This window comes from Nocardia sp. NPDC004340, from assembly GCF_053602575.1.
The window spans coordinates 452,347-465,754 of sequence record NZ_JBSGDW010000001.1 but is presented as its reverse complement, the minus strand read 5'-3'; the positions used below and the strand labels follow the sequence as shown (position 1 = coordinate 465,754).

Annotated in this window: 12 protein-coding genes and 1 pseudogene; 4 read left to right on the top strand and 9 right to left on the bottom strand. The window is 68.7% G+C overall.

Annotated features, from left to right (window positions below; genetic code table 11):
* Positions 1-40 precede the first annotated feature (40 nt).
* Entirely contained in the window at positions 41-442 is a 402-nt protein-coding gene (locus ACWEOI_RS01865; protein ID WP_433670519.1) for a hypothetical protein, read from the bottom strand.
* 251 nt (positions 443-693) lie between these two features.
* Between ACWEOI_RS01865 and ctaD the strand changes: the two genes are divergently transcribed.
* Both ctaD and ACWEOI_RS01855 read left to right on the top strand, forming a co-directional pair.
* Entirely contained in the window at positions 694-2,430 is a 1,737-nt protein-coding gene (ctaD, locus tag ACWEOI_RS01860) for an aa3-type cytochrome oxidase subunit I (RefSeq protein WP_433670521.1), read from the top strand.
* 252 nt (positions 2,431-2,682) lie between these two features.
* The gene (locus ACWEOI_RS01855; protein WP_452358705.1) at positions 2,683-4,212 is read left to right on the top strand and encodes an AMP-binding protein; all 1,530 of its coding nucleotides are present in this window, start codon (positions 2,683-2,685) and stop codon (positions 4,210-4,212) included.
* A gap of 73 nt (positions 4,213-4,285) precedes the next feature.
* Here the strand turns inward: ACWEOI_RS01855 and ACWEOI_RS01850 are convergent, their stop codons facing one another.
* Entirely contained in the window at positions 4,286-5,047 is a 762-nt protein-coding gene (locus tag ACWEOI_RS01850) for an SDR family oxidoreductase (protein WP_452358704.1), read from the bottom strand.
* Between the two features lie 91 nt (positions 5,048-5,138).
* On the opposite strand from ACWEOI_RS01850, the gene ACWEOI_RS01845 reads away from it, so the two are divergent.
* The gene (locus ACWEOI_RS01845) at positions 5,139-5,981 is read left to right on the top strand and encodes an MmyB family transcriptional regulator (protein WP_433670527.1); all 843 of its coding nucleotides are present in this window, start codon (positions 5,139-5,141) and stop codon (positions 5,979-5,981) included.
* A gap of 15 nt (positions 5,982-5,996) precedes the next feature.
* Here ACWEOI_RS01845 and ACWEOI_RS01840 read toward each other — a convergent pair whose 3' ends face one another.
* From ACWEOI_RS01840 to ACWEOI_RS01820, 5 genes and pseudogenes are all read right to left on the bottom strand, one after another.
* The gene (locus ACWEOI_RS01840) at positions 5,997-6,986 is read right to left on the bottom strand and encodes a cation diffusion facilitator family transporter (protein ID WP_452358703.1); all 990 of its coding nucleotides are present in this window, start codon (positions 6,984-6,986) and stop codon (positions 5,997-5,999) included.
* A gap of 110 nt (positions 6,987-7,096) precedes the next feature.
* Positions 7,097-7,273: a hypothetical protein gene (locus ACWEOI_RS01835; protein WP_357089339.1), complete on the bottom strand. Its 177-nt coding sequence runs from the start codon at positions 7,271-7,273 to the stop codon at positions 7,097-7,099.
* Positions 7,274-7,468: 195 nt separating this feature from the next.
* Positions 7,469-8,125: a hypothetical protein gene (locus ACWEOI_RS01830; protein WP_433670532.1), complete on the bottom strand. Its 657-nt coding sequence runs from the start codon at positions 8,123-8,125 to the stop codon at positions 7,469-7,471.
* Between the two features lie 161 nt (positions 8,126-8,286).
* A pseudogene (dmpI, locus tag ACWEOI_RS01825) lies at positions 8,287-8,478 on the bottom strand (4-oxalocrotonate tautomerase DmpI); the annotation flags it as partial.
* A 95-nt stretch (positions 8,479-8,573) separates the two neighbouring features.
* Positions 8,574-9,533, bottom strand: coding sequence for a LysR substrate-binding domain-containing protein (locus ACWEOI_RS01820; protein WP_452358702.1), 960 nt, complete (start codon positions 9,531-9,533; stop codon positions 8,574-8,576).
* A gap of 79 nt (positions 9,534-9,612) precedes the next feature.
* On the opposite strand from ACWEOI_RS01820, the gene ACWEOI_RS01815 reads away from it, so the two are divergent.
* Positions 9,613-10,848: a cation:proton antiporter domain-containing protein gene (locus ACWEOI_RS01815; protein ID WP_433670536.1), complete on the top strand. Its 1,236-nt coding sequence runs from the start codon at positions 9,613-9,615 to the stop codon at positions 10,846-10,848.
* On the opposite strand, the gene ACWEOI_RS01810 is transcribed toward ACWEOI_RS01815, so the two are convergent.
* Both ACWEOI_RS01810 and ACWEOI_RS01805 read right to left on the bottom strand, forming a co-directional pair.
* The gene (locus ACWEOI_RS01810) at positions 10,832-12,310 is read right to left on the bottom strand and encodes an NAD(P)-binding domain-containing protein (RefSeq protein WP_433670538.1); all 1,479 of its coding nucleotides are present in this window, start codon (positions 12,308-12,310) and stop codon (positions 10,832-10,834) included. The genes ACWEOI_RS01815 and ACWEOI_RS01810 overlap by 17 nt on opposite strands.
* 4 nt (positions 12,311-12,314) lie before the next feature.
* The gene (locus ACWEOI_RS01805) at positions 12,315-13,385 is read right to left on the bottom strand and encodes an FO synthase (protein WP_433670539.1); all 1,071 of its coding nucleotides are present in this window, start codon (positions 13,383-13,385) and stop codon (positions 12,315-12,317) included.
* Positions 13,386-13,408 lie beyond the last annotated feature (23 nt).

The following is a 13,408-nucleotide window of genomic DNA, read 5'->3' as shown; positions in this document are numbered from 1 at the left end:
AATCTCGAGGGGGTTCGGGGGCGAAGCCCCCGAGAGTCGATCAGGCCCCGAAGAAGTGGTGGTGCATGATCTGGCGGATCGGGGAGAGCAGCCCGTCGAAGGCGACGCGGTCCGACTTCACGGTGTGCAGGCTGGCGTCACCGCGTTTGGGGTCCTCGCAGATCACCCGTAGTCGTTTGCCGCCGCGATACGCCGCGCCGAGGGTGAGGTCCACCGTCCCGTCGGCCCCGACGACCCCCCACGGCCCGCTCACGTCGTGTCCCGCGATCTGGCACTTGTTGTTCGGCTTCTCGCCGGTGACGTGCGCGGTCACCTCGCCGCGCCCCTGGATGACTGCCCGGGGTTCGCCATTGGCGGTGGTGGCCGACCCCACGGCGAGCAGGAGGCCGAGGCTGCCGACCACGGTGACGGTGAGTACGCGGTTGCGCAGCGATCGAGACATAACACTGATATTGGACCGCGCCATATGAGCTTTTGATGATGTCGAGGCGTGAATCGCTGGTGAACAACATGCCAAACCTGGGTGGCGGCCGCTGTGAGCATCACGGTTGCCCTGCAGTATCGTGCATTTCGACCGCTATCCGTGCCGACCGGAGTGTTTTCGGCGAAGATCTAATAGCTGTCGGTACGCTGTGCGCCGTTCTATGTGCCCCGATTGGTAGAGCTGGACGGAACCCTCCCGAGGAGGATGTGGTGACTGCGGTATCTCCAAAGCCCGAACAGGACCTCGAGGCGGTCCGGCCCTACCCGCCCCGGAAGCGCTCCAAAGGATCGTTCATCTATCAATTGGTCACCACGACCGACCCCAAGATGCTCGGTCAGATGTACTTGTTCACGTCGATCTCGTTCTTCCTGATCGGCGGTCTGATGGCGCTGCTCATGCGCGGTGAGCTGGCGCGGCCCGGCATGCAGTTCCTGTCCCCGGAACAGTTCAACCAGCTGTTCACCATGCACGGCACCATCATGCTGCTGTTCTACGCCACCGCCGTGGTGTTCGCCTTCGCGAATATCATTGTGCCGCTACAGATCGGCGCGCCCGATGTCGCCTTCCCGCGACTGAACGCGCTGAGCTACTGGCTGTACCTGTTCGGCGCCAGCATGGCGACCGCGGGTTTCCTCACCCCCGGCGGCGCGGCCGACTTCGGCTGGACCGCCTACACCCCGCTGTCGGACATCGTGCACGCGCCCGGCGTGGGCGGTGACCTGTGGATCCTGGGTGTCGCCGTCTCCGGTCTGGGCACCATCCTGGGTGGCGTCAACTTCATCACCACGGTGGTGTGCCTGCGCTGTCCCGGCATGACCATGTTCCGGATGCCGATCTTCACCTGGAACATCGCCATCACGAGTCTGCTGATCCTGCTGGCCTTCCCGATCCTGACCTCGGCCGCGCTGGCCCTGTTCTACGACCGGCACCTGCACGGCCACATCTACGACCCGGCCAATGGCGGCAATCTGCTGTGGCAGCACCTGTTCTGGTACTTCGGCCATCCCGAGGTGTACATCATCGCGCTGCCGTTCTTCGGCATCGTGTCGGAGATCTACCCGGTCTTCAGCCGCAAGCCGATCTTCGGTTACACCACCCTGGTGTACGCGACCATCGCCATCGCGGCGCTCTCGATCGCGGTGTGGGCGCATCACATGTACGCCACGGGCGCGGTGCTGCTGCCGTACTTCTCGTTCATGACCTTCCTCATCGCGGTTCCGACCGGTGTGAAGTTCTTCAACTGGATCGGCACCATGTGGCGAGGTCAGCTCACGTTCGAGACACCCATGCTGTGGTCGCTCGGCTTCATCGTGACGTTCCTCTTCGGCGGTCTGTCGGGTGTCATCCTGGCGAGCCCGCCGCTGGACTTCCATGTCTCCGACACCTATTTCGTGGTGGCGCACTTCCACTACGTGCTCTTCGGCACCATCGCCTTCGCGACCTTCGCGGGCATCTACTTCTGGTTCCCGAAGATGTCGGGCCGCATGCTGGACGAGCGTCTGGGCAAGTGGCATTTCTGGACCACGTTCATCGGTTTCCACCTGACGTTCCTGGTGCAGCACTGGCTGGGCAATATGGGTATGCCGCGCCGCTACGCCGACTACCTGCCGAGCGACGGTTTCACCACGCTGAACACCGTCTCCACCATCGGCTCGTTCATTCTCGGCGCGTCGATGGTGCCGTTCGTCTGGAACGTCTTCAAGTCCTACCGCTACGGCGAGGTCGTGACGGTGGACGACCCGTGGGGCTACGGTAACTCGCTCGAATGGGCGACGTCCTGCCCGCCGCCCCGGCACAACTTCTACGAGCTGCCCCGAATCCGTTCGGAGCGACCGGCTTTCGAGCTGCACTACCCGCACATGGTCGAGCGCATGCGCGCGGAGGCCCATGTGGGCTGGGGTTCGGGCCAGCACACGGTGCAGGAGACCGAGAAGGCCTCCACCTAGCTTCCCGCACGTCGAACGCGGCGGTCGTCTCCGGACGGCCGCCGCGTTCGCGGTTCGGGGCTGGATCACAGCTCCGGGCGCCGGCGCGGCAGCGGCCTGATCGGATGTCCATAAAACGCCTGATCGTGCGTCCATTTGCGGCACGAAAGGAATAGCAGCGGACTTGCTGCCTCGGTGCTGTACTGTCCGCAGCGGGAGCGCGAAACCGCCGCGCTCCGGCGCAATCCGCAGGTCTCGACTTCGGGAGGGACAATGCTCGCCGATTCTCCGGATGTTTGCGATGCCGCACCGGCTTTCGCCCGTCGCACCGCCGAGTCCATCGACTCGCCCTACGACTGGCAACGGCAACTACGGCGCTGGAACGACACCAGCACGGCCGTCGCGCTGACCCTGCCCCGTCTGCTGACCCGGGCCGCCTCCTACGATCCGGAGGCCCCGGCCGTGGTGTGCGGGGGCCTGACCCTCAGCTATCGCGAACTGGACGCGCACGCGAACAGATTGGCGCGCAAGCTGATCGGTGCGGGCATCGGCCCCGAGGACGTGGTGGCGGTGGCGCTGCCGCGGTCGCCGGAATGGGTGGTGGCGGTGTGCGCGGTGGCCCATGCCGGGGCCGCCTTCCTCGCGGTCGACCCGGACGCGCCGATCACCCGGATCGCCCCGATCCTCGCGGATTCCGGTGCGGTCGCGGGGATTACGGCCGATTACCGGCGGGACTCGCTCCCCGCGTCGGGCACCGGTCCGTGGCTGAGCATCGGTCCGATCACCTCCTTGGACGGGGATGGTGAGGACGCGCTGGAGGTGCTCGACGCGCGGGCCCGGGAACTGGTGGCCGAGGGCGCCGACGCGCCGCTGCGCCGGACCAGCGGTGAGAGCGCGCCCGGCCCGGCCGGGGTGTGGGCGGCGCCGCTCGCCGGCCCGATCACCGATGCCGAGCGGGTCCGCCCGCTGCACCTGCGGAATCCCGCCTACCTCGTCTACCCGCTGGAATCGAGCGGTGTGGTGCGGGGCGCGACCATGACCCACGCCGCGCTCGCCCATCTCGTGGTGACCCAGGCGCAGCGCTGCGACACCGATCCCGACGCCCGGGTGCTGGCCGCCGCCACCCCGGGTCGTGACACCGCCGTCTGGGAACTGTTGCTGGCCTTGGCCTCCGGGGCCACCCTGGTGCTCGCTCCGGCCGGGCCGTACGCGGGTGCGGACCTGTACGAACTCATGCGGGACGCCCGGATCACCCACGCCGTGCTGACCCCGTACATCCTGGCCACCCTGCCCGGCGCGGAACCGCTCCCGGACCTGCGGCTGCTGGCTACCACGGGGGCGGCCTGCCCCGCCAAGCTGACCGGAATCTGGTCGGCCGGACGGTCGTTCGTGAGCGGCTACGGCTGGGCCGAGACCGGCCTGCACGCCACCGTGAGCCGCCCCCTGACCCCGGTCGCGCCGCACGTGGCGGTCTCGATCGGCGGCCCGGTGGTCGGCACCCGCTGCTACATCCTGGACGAGAAGCTGAACCCGCTCCCGCCCGGTGTGATCGGTGAAATCTATGTCGCCGGTGCGGGATTGGCCCGTGGCTACCACCGCCGCGCCGCCCCCACCGGCGAGCGCCTGGTCGCCGACCCGTTCGGGGATCCGGGCGACCGGATGTTCCGCACCGGCGAGATCGGCTGCTGGCGCGGCGACGGCGAACTCGACCACCACGGCCGCCTCGGCATGCTCCCCATCGGCCAACTGGTCGGCTACGGCGACGCCACCGTCCTCAACAACACGGCGGCCGTCTGGCGCTGACGGCGGTCCCGAACGAGCTCGAAAAGTGCTGCCGCGCGGCTGATTTCGCCGCGCGGCAGCTGCCGTCGGGGGTTCACGCCTGCTGGGTCGGGAGCACGATGACCTGGCGGAGATTCACATGCGCCGGCCGGCTGGTGGTGTAGGCGATCAGGTCGGCGATATCGGCGGCGCCGAGGGCGTCGATGAGCCCGAACATGCCGTCGAGCTGGCCGCTGATCTCCGGATTGTCGATGTGGGTGCCGAGTTCGGTGTCGGTGAGACCGGGCTCGATATTGGTGACGCGGACCTTGCGGGCGCCGAGTTCGGTGCGCAGGGTGGCGGAGAGCTGGGTGATGGCGGCCTGGGTGGCCCCGTACACCGAGTAGGCGGGGAAGGTGACGTGCGCGCCGATGGAGGAGATGTTCACCAGGTCGGCGGGGCGGCCCGCGTCGGCGGCGGCGAGCAGGTCGGGCAGGAAGGCGCGGATGACGCGCAGGCGGCCCGCGACATTGGTCTCGAGCATGCGGGTCCACTCGTCCTCGCGGCCCTCGGTGATCGGGTTGGGCAGCATCACGCCCGCCGAGTTCACGACCAGGTCGGCGGGGCCGAAGGCGGCGTGCACGGCGGCGGCCGCGGCGGTCACGCTCGCCGAGTCGGTGACGTCGACGGTGACGGCCAGCGCGGTCCCGCCGTCGGCCTCGATCTTGGCGGCCAGGGTTTCCAGGCGGTCGGCGCGGCGGGCCAGCAGGGCGACGCGGGCCCCGTTGCGGGCGAGCAGCAGGGCGGTTGCCTCGCCCATGCCGCTGGCGGCTCCGACGATGACGGCGGTGCGGCCGGACAGGTTCTCGTAAGTCATGTCCTCATCCTGCGAGCGTTTCCAGCGCGCAACGAGGGTTGCGCTTTTCCTGGGTCTGCCGGTACCAGGATGGGTTCGTACGCTGGATCCCATGCAGAACGACCTCGGTGACTTCCTGCGCTCCCGCCGCTCCCGTATCCAGCCGGGCGACGCCGGGCTGCGTGAATACGGCCGCCGCCGGGTCCCGGGCCTGCGCCGCGAGGAGGTGGCGCAGCTGGCCGGGGTGAGCGTCGACTACTACATCCGGCTGGAACAGGGTCGCGGCAAACATGTTTCGGACGCCGTGCTGGACGCGGTGGCCCGGGCGCTGCGGCTCACCGATCCGGAGCGGCTGCACCTGTACGCGCTGGCCCGGCCGGGCGGCACCGTCGACGCGCATCCCACCACGGCGTCGGGCGTGTACAGCGACGCCGTCCATCCGGGTGTCCGGCTGGTGCTCGACGCGCTCACCGCACCGGCTTTCGTGCTGGGCAGGCGGATGGATGTGCTGGCCTGGAATGCCCTGGGCGACTCGGTGTCCGGCTTCTCCCGGGTTCCGGCGGAGGAGCGCAATCAGGCCCGCTACCTGTTCCTGGAACCCGCCGCGCCGACCTATTACCCGGAGTGGGAGACGGTGGCCGGTGAGACGGTCGCGTTCCTGCGCCGCGACGCGGGCCTGCACCCCGACGACCCGCGCCTCGCCACTCTGGTCGCGGAGCTGTCCGAGCGCAGCCCGGACTTCCGGCGGCTGTGGGAGTCGCATCCGGTCAAGGAGAAGACGCGCGGCGCCAAGCTGATCCAGCATCCGGAGGTGGGCCGCCTCGAACTCGGCTACGAGACCTTGGCGCTGCCCGCCGATCCGGATCAGCTGCTGGTGGTCTACACCGCCGCGCCGGGGTCGCCGACCGCCGAGGCGCTGGCCCGGCTGGCGGGCCTGCGTTCAGTCGGTGTCTGATCCGCGGGCCGGATCTCAGTTCGTCGCAATGGTCTTGCGGTGCACCGGGCCGTGCGCGTCCTGGCAGTGCGGGACGTGGTCGTGGTCGTCGTCGGGGCATTCCGCGTGGTCGGTGTAGTCGACCTGCAGCACGCTGTGGTCGATGTGATGCTTCTCGGCCAGCATGTGGGCGACCGCGGCCCGCACCGCCTGACTGTCCGCGTCCTCGGCGACCAGGATGTGCGCCGACAGGGACGGGGTGCCCGAGGTGATCTCCCAGACGTGCAGGTCGTGCACCTCGATCACGGAGTCGACCGCGGCCATCTCGGCGCCGATCTCGACCGGGTCGAGGTAGGCGGGCGCGGCCTCGAGGAAGATGCGGCCGGAGGCGCGGACCAGGCCCACGCCGGCCTTCACCATGAGCACCACCACGATCAGGGTGGCGATGCCGTCGGCGCGGGCGAAGCCGGTGAGCATGATGATCAGACCGGCGACCGCGGTGGCGATGAAGGCGAACAGGTCGTTGAGGATGTGCTGGTACGCGCCCTCGACATTGAGGCTGGTGCGGTTGGCCTTGCTGATCATCCAACTGGCCAGCACATTCACCACGATTCCCGCCAGCGCGGTGACCAGCACCAGGCCGCCGGTGACGTCGGGCGGGTCGATGAGGCGGCGGATGGCCTCGTAGGTGAGCCAGCCCGCGAGCCCCAGCAGGGTGAGGCCGTTGGCCTGGGCGGAGAGGATCTCGGCGCGTTTCCAGCCGTAGGTCATGCGGCCCGCGGCGGGCCGGGCCGCCAGGCGGATGGCCCACAGCGCCAGCACGATCGAGGCGGCGTCGGTGAGCATGTGCGCGGCGTCGGAGAGCAGGGCCAGCGATTGGGCGACCAGGCCGACGACGACCTCGCCGAGCAGGAACACGACGATGACGGCGAGCGCGCCGGCCAGCCAGCGTTTGTCGCTGTCGGCGGTCGCGCCGTGCGAATGCCCGGCGTGATCGTGTCCGTGTGAATGCCCGTGGTCGCTCATAACCCTCCTCCGTTGCCGCTCGAACAAGACCATATGCATAAATCGCTATGTGTGCAATGTTTGCGATACGTTCGATTCGACCGGATTGCCGGAAATGTGCTCCGACCTGGTCATGAGAGATCTCGGAAGGTCATGAGGAACCCGGCGAAGGCGATCACGAACAACGCGATGAAACCCAGCGCCCGCAGCCACAGCCAGGGCCAGTCCCGGACCCAGAGTCCGGTGAGCATGACCCCGACCAGCATCAACGCCCCATAGAGGGGGGTCCGCTGCGGATGGCGACCCATAACTCCTGCATACGCCTTTTCCCGCGATCGGGCATGCGTGACCCGCCGGGTCCATAAAATCGAGAGGGTGGACGCAATCCTGACAACCATCGGTGTCGTCGCGGTGATCGGTCTCTCGGGCGCGGCCTATGCGGCCTTCCTACTCCTACGGGGGCGTAAATAATTCGCTGACAATGGTTTTCACGCCGTCCACGATCAGCTCTGCACGCGCGGCCAGGGGTAGAAGGCCAGGTGGATCAGCAGCACCACGAGTCCGGCGAGCAGGAGCGCGGCGACCGGGTGCGCGCGTCGCTCCAGGTAGCCGATGGTGCGAAACAGCGTGGGGAACGGGACATCTCGGGTGAAGACCATGGCCAGCACACTGGGCACGATGACCCACATCAGGGCGATCAGTCCGTAGAGCACGTACGCGCCCAGGTAGGAGTGCGGGTTCATGCCGCGGTCGGTGACGGCGAACAGCACGCCGAAGGCGTAGGTCGCGAAGGCTGCCGTGAGATAGCCCGCGCCCAGCAGCGTGATCACCGAATCCGTCTTGGTGACACGGCCGTTCACGGTGATGGTGCGTCCCGCCACCTGCTGTACGACGGGTTCGGGCGGGGTGGTCAGTTGCGGGACCGCGTAATAGGCGAGCAGCACGATCACCGTCACCACGACCACCCGCACGATCGAATGCTGGGTCTCGAGATGGCCGACCGTGTTCGAGATGGTGGGCCAACTCGCCAGGCCGAACACCGATGCCAGTTCCGATACGGCAATGGCCAGCGCGGCCAGGCCCCACATGCAATAGCCCCAGAATTCGACCGAGTGACCCGCGGGTGTGGGTACGAGCTTGGGGCCGACAACCTCCGTCATGCTGCCGTTGTATCACTGAAATTGGGGTCTACCTGCGAGTATGTGCAGTCGATGCCAGGTTGTCACGGGTCCGACATCTCGCGGTACCGGCGGGTCGGTTCAGGTGTGCCGCAGTCGATTAGGACCGCGGGGTCCGATTCCAGCGACCCGCCGGTTCACCGCTACTTGCCGTCCGCGGTCAGGCGACCGGCGGCGCCCCAGCTGTCCGCGGGGGTCTCGTGGATCCAGACCTGCACGGCCTCGGCCGGAATCTGATACGCGTCCACGAACGCGTCGGTGATGCGGCGCACCAGATCCCGCTTCAGCTCGACGGTGCGGGGACCCTGCTGCACGGTGACGATCGGCATGATGTTCTCTCTTTCGTGAAATCCATTGGGACTGAGAACAGTTCACCGGATCTCCCGACGCCGACCAATGGCCGGCTCGTGCGCGCAGCGATAAGCGATCCTTATCGCCCCGCGCCCGCCAGCAGCGCGCCCAGCAGGCGCAGATTCGGCGAGGCCGCATCCGCCCGCACGGCCAACGCGATGGGCAGGCTCATCCCCGGATCGGCGATGGGCAGGAACGTGACCCGTGGGTTGTGCACCTGCCGGGCATTGGACGCGTACACCACCGTCCACATGGGCGAGCCCGCGCCGATGGCGGCGAGGGTGTCCTGCAAAGTGGTCGACGAGGGTGCGGGTACCGGTTCGAATCCGGCTCGCGCGCACGCGGTCAGCACCAGATCCACCAGGGCCGGGTGATTGCGTCGCTCGGTCAGCCGCAGCGGCACCGCGGCCAGATCGGCCAGTCGCACCGAATCCTGTTTCGCCAGTGCGTGTTTGGCGGACAATGCCACCACCAGCGGATCGTCCCAGGCGGGTAGGAAGTCCAGGTCCGGGGTCTCGCCGGGCGCGGGGGAGCGGACGAAGGCCGCGTCCAGGCTGCCGTCGGCCACCTGTGCCAGCCGGTCACGCACGGGCAGCGCCACCAGTTCCACCCGCACCCCGGGCGCCTGCTCGGCGAAGGTGTCCAGGACCGCGTCCAGTCGTTCGGCGAGCCCGGTCACCGTCCCGAGCCGGAAGACCTCCGCCCGGCCGCCCGCCAGATCCGCGACCGACGCCCGCGCCTGATCCGCGGCGGCCAGCACGGCCCGGGCCGCGGGCAGGAAACGCTGTCCGGCCTCGGTGAGCAGCACCTTCCGCGGCGAGCGGTCCAGCAGCTGCACCCGCAGGTCGCGTTCCAGCCGCCGCACCTGCTGGCTGACGGCGGGTTGCGCGATGTGCAGGCGCTCGGCGGCTCGGCCGAAGTGCAGTTCCTCGGCGACGGTCACGAAGTACCGCAACTGGCGCAATTCCACGGGCAGGCTCCACGGGGTCTCGGCACGGCTGCTCGACCCGCAGCCGCGGTCCACCGCCCATGAAACCATCGGCCACCGCCCACGAAACCATCGGCGGGCGAGCGGCCGCGCACACGAATTGCCCGGCTTCGTCTGCCAAGATGGCTGAATGATTGCCACCATGGCCGCGATCGCCGTCGCACTGATCGTCTGGGCGTTGTTGGCCACCCGGCTCGACCGCTGGCGCATCAGTCCGCCGATGGTCGCGGTCAGCACCGGACTGGTGGTGGGCCTGACCGTGCGGGACAGCATCGCGGGCACGCTGAACACCGATGTCGCCTTGCATTTCGCGGAAATCGTGCTGGCCGTGCTGTTGTTCGTGGACGCGACGGAGGTGCGCGGCGGCCTGCTCGGCCGCAATCCGGGGGCGACGCTCCGGCTGCTGCTGATCGCGCTGCCGCTGTCCCTGGCCGCCGCCGTCGGGTTGGGAATGTGGTTGCTGCCCGGTTACCACTGGGCGGTGATGTTGGTCGTCGCCTGCGTGGTGGTGCCCATCGACTTCGCGCCCGCCGCGGCCATCCTGCGCGACAAGCGGATTCCGGTGCGGGTGCGCAATATCCTCAACAGCGAGAGCGGATACAACGACGGAATCGTCTCGCCGATCATTATTTTCGCGCTGATCCTGGCCGGTGACATCACACAGCAGCATTCGCCGGTGACCGCGCTCGGCACCGCCTTCCCGGCCGCCGCGAAGGCGATCCTGGTGGGTGCGGCCTGCGGTGCGGCGCTGGCCTTCCTGGTCAATCGCGCCGACGCCGCGGGACTGATGACCGCGCAGGCCAAGCGGGTGATTCTGGTCGCGGCCCCGCTGGGTTCCTACGCGCTGTCGGTGGGCATCGACGGCAACGGCTTCGTGGCGGCGTTCGTCTGCGGTCTGGTCTTCCAGCGGGTCCGTGACGAGGAGCGGCATCAGGGCGAACTGGAACTCATCGACGATGTCGGGTTCCTGCTCACCATCATGATGTGGTTCGTGTTCGGCGTGGTCGCGGTGTTCACCCTGTGGGGCGGGGTGCCGTGGCGGCTGTTGCTGTTCTGCCTGGCCGTGCTCACGGTGGTCCGGATGGTTCCGGTGATGCTGGCGCTGACCGGCGCCCGGCTCACCCGCGTCGAGGATCTGCTCATCGCCTGGCTCGGCCCGCGCGGCACCACCTCGATCGTGTTCGGGCTGCTGGCCTTCAACAAACTGCAGGAGTCCGACGCGGAGCTGGCGCTGACCGCCATGGTGATCACCTTGCTGGGCAGCGTCTTCCTGCACGGGCTCGGCGCGCCGCTGCCCGCTCTCGGCTACGCCCGCCGCCGGGTCGCGGCCCGCGAGCCCCGCGGCCGAGTCACCGATAGGCGTTGATGTCGAAGGCCCCGTTGGACGCCCGGAACGATTCCGCCGAGTCCGGCCACAGCAGGGTGACCCGGCCGGTCTGCTCGTCGCGATACCAACTGGTGCACCGGCCCTGGGTCCAGACGGTGTCGCGGGCGCGGTTCTCGATATCGGCCATGGAGGATTCGACCGCCTCGGGCGTGACCTCGAGGACGGTTTCCGGCACCGCGGCCAGGTGGTCGAAAGCGCTGAGCACGTAATCGATCTGGGTTTCGATCACGTAGATGGCCGAGTTGTGGCCCAGCGCCGCGTTCGGCCCGTCCAGGACGTACATGTTCGGGAAGCCGTCCACGGTCGTGGAGGCGTGCGCGACCATGCCGTTGCTCCAGCGCTCGGCCAGCAGCCGGGCGCCGCGGCCGCGGATGTGCTTGGCGATGGAGGGCCGGGTGGCGTTGAAGCCGGTGGCGAAGACCAGCACCTCGGGGTCGTAGGAGGCGCCGCTGGCCGCGATGGCCCGCCCGTCGCTGATGTGGGTCAGCTCGGTCGACTCCAGCCGCACATTGTCCTGTTGCAGGGCCGCGTAGTACTCGTCGGAGAACAGGATTCGCTTGCAGCCGATCTCGTAATCCGGGGTGAGCCGCCGCCGCAGTTCCGGATCGCGGACCTGCCCGGCCAGATGGTCGAGCGCGCGGCGGCTGAGCAGGTCGATCTCCGGGTGCCGGCGGCGGCGCGCGGCGATGCTGAGCTCCGCCTCGGCGAACAGCTCGTCCCGCAGCGCGGTGATGGACCGCGGGTCGGCGGCGAATCCGGCCAGTTCGTCGGGGGTGTAGAAGCGGTCCCCGCGCGGCAGCACGTAGGGGGCGGAGCGCTGGAAGACCACGACCTCACTGGCCTCGCCCGCCAGCCGCGGCAGGATCTGCACCGCGGACGCGCCCGTGCCCACCAGTCCGACCCGCTTGCCGACCAGGGAGACCTTCGGATTCCAGCGCGCCGAATGCCAACGGCGGCCCCGGAATTCGGTGAGATTCGCGATCGGCGGGATCTTGGGTTCGGTCAGCCGCCCGGTCGCGATGACCAGATTCGCCGCCGAGAACTCGCCCTGTGAGGTGCGGACCCGCCAGCGCTCTTCGGCCTCGAGCCATTCCGCCTGTTCCAGTGCGCAATTCAGCCGCAGATACGGTTCGAGGGCTTCCTGCTTCACGCAGGAGCGCAGGTAGTCGTGAATCTCCGCGCCCTCGGCGAACACTCGCGACCAGCGCGGGTTCGGCAGGAACGAGAACGAGTACAGGTGCGCCGGAATATCGCAGGCCACACCGGGATAGCGGTTATCGCGCCAGGTGCCGCCCACATCTTCGGCCTGTTCGATGATCACGAACGATTCCCGGCCCCGGCGGGCCAGCTGGATGCCCATGCCGATACCGGCGAACCCGGCGCCGACGATCAGGACGTCGACCTCTTGCGGGGCAGGTGCCGCGGCGAAATTCGAAGCCATGGCGTCAGATCCAGCCGTACTGGGTGGTGCGCTGCCGCAGGGTGCGGCCCAGCTCGCCGGCGATCCGCTCGACATCGTCGACGGTGAGGGTCAGTCCCGCCTCGGGACCCGATTCCGGCGCGAGCCGTCCGTCGAGCAGCAGTCCGCCGAAATCGTTGGCGCCGCAGTTCAGCAGCTCGACCGCCGCCGACACACCTAGCCGCGGCCAGGCCGCCTGAATATTGTCGATCCGCCCGTGCAACAGCAGTCGTGCGACCGCGTGCACGGCCCGGGACTGCCGCCGCAGGCGTTCCGGCACCTCGGGCGTGCGGTATCCGGCCGCCGCGGTCACGGGATCCATGGGCATGGCGATGAATTCGGTGAAGCCGCCGGTGCGGTCCTGGATCTCGGCGAGCAGCCGCATGTGCGCGAGCTGCTGCGCCGGCGTCTCGATATGCCCGTACACCATGGTCGCGGTCGAGGTCAGCCCCGCGCGATGCGCGGCCTCGATCACCCGAACCCATTCGCTCACCGGCAGATCCGGCCCGCCCTTGAGCCGGGCACGAACGTCGTCGTCGAGAATCCGAGCACCGGTGCCGGGCACCGATCCCAGCCCGGAAGCCTTGGCCCGCATCAGGAATTCGTCCAATGGCACTCCCAGCCGCGCTGCCCCGTCGAGCAGCTCCTCGGGCCGGAAGGCGTGCAGATGCAGAGGTGCGCTGCCGGTGACGGCCGAGACCAGCGACAGATAGTCGTCATCACTGTCGGCGGGCAGCGGGCCCTGCATGCAGATCTCGGTAGCGCCGAGCTCGTACGCTTCGGCGACGAGGGCGGCCAGCCGATCCCGCGCGGCCGAGCCCGACACCGCGGCCGTGTCCAGGTTCCGATTCACGACATAGGTAACCGCGTCGCCGACGCTCTGCTTCCGCACCGCGTCCGCGAGTTCCCCCAGCCGGTCCAGTTCGGGGCCGTCGGTCTCCAGCAGCGCGAGGTATCCCGCGTCCGGCAGGCCCGCGGGATTCCGCTCCGCCTCGGCCAGCCATTCCCGCACCTGACCCACGTCGGGCGACCCGACCTCGGCGATACCACCATCCACGATCGCCACGATACCGCCGCCCT